Source organism: Micromonospora echinofusca, assembly GCF_017614955.1.
Taxonomy (GTDB): Bacteria; Actinomycetota; Actinomycetes; order Mycobacteriales; family Micromonosporaceae; genus Micromonospora; species Micromonospora echinofusca_A.
The window spans coordinates 1-3,201 of sequence record NZ_WVUH01000533.1 but is presented as its reverse complement, the minus strand read 5'-3'; the positions used below and the strand labels follow the sequence as shown (position 1 = coordinate 3,201).

Below are 3,201 nucleotides of genomic sequence, written 5' to 3'. Positions count from 1 at the left end.
GCGACAACCATCACCGGATGGCGGGACGGGCACTGGTCTGTGGGGGCGGCGGGGTGACCGGCGTTGCCTGGATGGCCGGGATCCTCAGTGGGCTACGCGAGGCCGGCGTCGACCTGACCCGGGCCGACCTGGTCGTCGGCACGTCAGCCGGTTCGGTGGTGGGTGCCCGACTGGCCTGCGGCGTCGACCTGGACAGCAGCTATCAGGACGAGTTGCGCGGCACGGCCAGCGAGTCGACTGCCCGACTGGGCTACGGCGCACTGCTACGGCACGCCCTGGCGATGGTCCGCACCCGCGATCCGCGCCGGTACCGGGCCATCATCGGCCGGATGGCCCGTTCCGCGTCGACCATGCCGGAAGCCGAACGGCGGGCGGTCATCGCCGCACGTCTCGGAGTGTCCGAATGGCCGGCCGGTCGTCGGTTGCTGGTCACCGCAGTCGACACGGACTCCGGGGATGTGGCCGCCTGGGACCGGGACAGCGGGGTGCCACTGATCGACGCGGTGGCGGCCAGTTGTGCCGTACCCGGCGTCTGGCCGCCGGTCACGGTGCAGGGGCGGCGTTGGATGGACGGTGGTGTCCGGTCGATGACCAATGCCGACCTGGCTGGCGGTCACAAGCGGGTGGTCGTGCTCGCCCCGCTACTGCTCGCCGCCGGTCATGTCACGGGTGTCGGCGCCCAGGTACGCCAGTTGCGGCGGGACGGGGCGCAGGTGCTGGTCGTGTCGCCGGACCGGGCTGCCCGGCAGGCGATCGGACGCAACGTACTCGATCCGGCGCGCCGTGGCCCGGCTGCTCGCGCCGGACGGCTCCAGGCCGTCACGGTCGCGGACCTGGTACGCCCGCTCTGGACCTGACCGGCGCCGATCATGGACTTGTGGTGGGTGACAAATGGGGCTCATGCTCCCCAGAGGGGCACCACAAGTCCATGATCGACAGGCCGAGACGTCAGGGGTCAGGCGGAGTAGCCGCGTTCCGCGATCCAGTCGGCCAGATCGGGGGCGGTCATCCAGTACTCGCCCCGCTGCGGGTCTGCCGGATCGGCGATCCGCAGCACCCTGCCCCCGTCGCGGTAGCCCGTCACGGTCAGGTAGTGCCCACCCTCGAACGAGTGCGTCCCACCGTCGACGTCCACCGCCGTGCCCTTGATGTTGGCCACGACAGCACGGCCGTCGTCCACCGCCCGGCGCACGTCCGAGACCAACCGGTCGACCTGTCCCGGTCGGGCCACCGATTCCCGGATCTCGGCGGTCCGGTACACCTGCCCGCCGAGCTGTTCGTTCAGCACCCGGGTGATGTCCAGGGCCGAGCTGGTACCGGCTTCCGTGGTGCCGAGTCGTCCGGCCAGCTCGTCCTGGGACGGGGTCCGGCCGACGGCTGACAACGCGATCCGCGTCGCGGCCGGGCCACAGTAGTAGTAGTTGGGCTGCGCCTGGTACTCCACGCCCAGCACCCGGTGGGACCGACGGTCACCATCCGGACCGTCGTCGTCCCGACGGTCGGTGTCCCGGTCCGTACCACGGTTGCCGGGCGCACCCCGCTCGGACGACTGGTACAGCACACCCTTGCCACCGGCCGGCACGGCCTGGACAGTGGCGGTCGGGCCGGCGACGGTGGTACCGACGAACGCCAGACCGACCACACCGAGTGCACTGTTACGCAGGGCCGGAATCCGGGTAAGCGCCGGCAGCCACCGGTCGAACATCGTGCTCACTTCGGTCACCCTCCCAGGACTGCACTCCGCCGCCTCCTGGGCGGCACACGGACAGGGATGTGCGGGAAGGGCCCCTTACGGTACGGATCCACCAGAAGGGGCCCTTCCCGAACACACGTCAGGCACGGGCACACGCCGCCACGCACGGGCAACTTCGCCAGGTACGGGCAGACTTCGCCAGGCACGGGCAACGGACCCGGGCACCCGCCGCGCGGGGTCAGCTGTGCCAGAGTTCCTGCACGATCTCGGCGGCCTGCTGCTCCCACTGCGCGTACGCGAACGGGTAGGCCGAGACCTGAACGGTCTGCGCGGCCACGGTCAGCGGCAGTTGCCGCCAGCCCGGTACGTTCTTGAGCCCGTTGAAGAACGCCGTCGAGGCGTACTCCGGATCGGTGATCTGCTCGGGCGTGCCCCAGCCCGACGACGGGCGCTGCTGGAACAGGCCCTGCGAGTCGTGGTCGTTGATCGCGCCGAGGTGGCCGAGGTTGTACAGCTTCGACTCCTGCAACGCGGTCGCCACGCCGATCACGGCGCCCCGCTCACCCACACCGGTCCGCTTGGCGGTGTCGATGATCGCCTTGGCGTTGGCCCGCTGGTCGTCGTCGAGCGCGATACTCGACTGCGCCCCCTGCACGCCGTACGGGATCAGCTTCTCGATACCCGGCCGGGTGGTCGAGCGCTCGGCCTGCCTGGCGGCGGTGTCCGGGTTCGCCGGAGCGCCGGCCGTGGTCCGCCCAGTGGCGGTGTTGATCGCCGACACCGCGTCCGGGTTCGGCTCGCCGGTCAGGGGTGACGCCACTGCGGCCGGGCCGAGGGCCAGGCCGCCGAGGGCGGCGATGCCGGCGACGGTCAGTACGGTCTTGCGGCTGGAATTCTGCGCGATGGCCGGGAGCCATCGAGTGAAGGTGTACCTCACGATGGTTGCCCTTTCGATCGAGGGGATTTCCGCTGCTCCGGCGACGTTTACGCCGGCGTACGAGGGAAATCAACCAGCTCGGTCCGGTGGGCATTCCAGAACCGTCCCCGGTGGCCCACGCTGAGGCACGGGTCACCGGACACCGCACGCGGGAAGCGGATTCCGGGCGGATAACCCCGGGGTCAGCGGATTCCCGGCCGGCGTCGTCCGGTGAACAGTGCCCGGGTCTCCGGCCAGCGCCCCCAGGCGATCAGGGCGAGAACGACGCCGAGCACCGCCGGGAGGACCACCCTCGCCGGGGTGTCCAGGACGAAGACCGTGGTGTACGACGCACCGGCCATCACGCCGACCAGTCCCAGTGCGGCCAGCCCGCACAGTCGGGGGATCAGCAGGCCGACGCCACCGGCGAGTTCCAGCGCCCCGGTGAGCAGGCGCAGCCAGGTGCCACCCCCGATCTGGTCGAACATCTCCACCACGTACCGCTCGCCGAGCAGTTTGGGTGCGGCGGCGGCGACGATGAAGAAGACCCCGATCAGGATCTGCGCGACCCAGAGCGTGGTCTGCGTCACGC

General features: G+C 70.8%; 4 protein-coding genes. 1 reads left to right on the top strand and 3 read right to left on the bottom strand.

Annotation, left to right across the window (positions count from 1 at the left end; all coding sequences use genetic code 11):
* Positions 1–17 precede the first annotated feature (17 nt).
* Positions 18–857: a patatin-like phospholipase family protein gene (locus GSF22_RS32265; protein WP_208817694.1), complete on the top strand. Its 840-nt coding sequence runs from the start codon at positions 18–20 to the stop codon at positions 855–857.
* 98 nt (positions 858–955) lie between these two features.
* Here GSF22_RS32265 and GSF22_RS32260 read toward each other — a convergent pair whose 3' ends face one another.
* From GSF22_RS32260 to GSF22_RS32250, 3 genes are all read right to left on the bottom strand, one after another.
* A complete protein-coding gene (locus GSF22_RS32260; RefSeq protein ID WP_208817693.1) occupies positions 956–1,705 on the bottom strand; it encodes a C39 family peptidase in 750 nt (249 codons plus the stop codon).
* Positions 1,706–1,931: 226 nt separating this feature from the next.
* Positions 1,932–2,630, bottom strand: coding sequence for a hypothetical protein (locus GSF22_RS32255; protein WP_208817692.1), 699 nt, complete (start codon positions 2,628–2,630; stop codon positions 1,932–1,934).
* 182 nt (positions 2,631–2,812) lie between these two features.
* Positions 2,813–3,201 (bottom strand): DoxX family protein (locus GSF22_RS32250; RefSeq protein ID WP_244454539.1); only part of this gene is annotated, 389 nt, incomplete at its 5' end.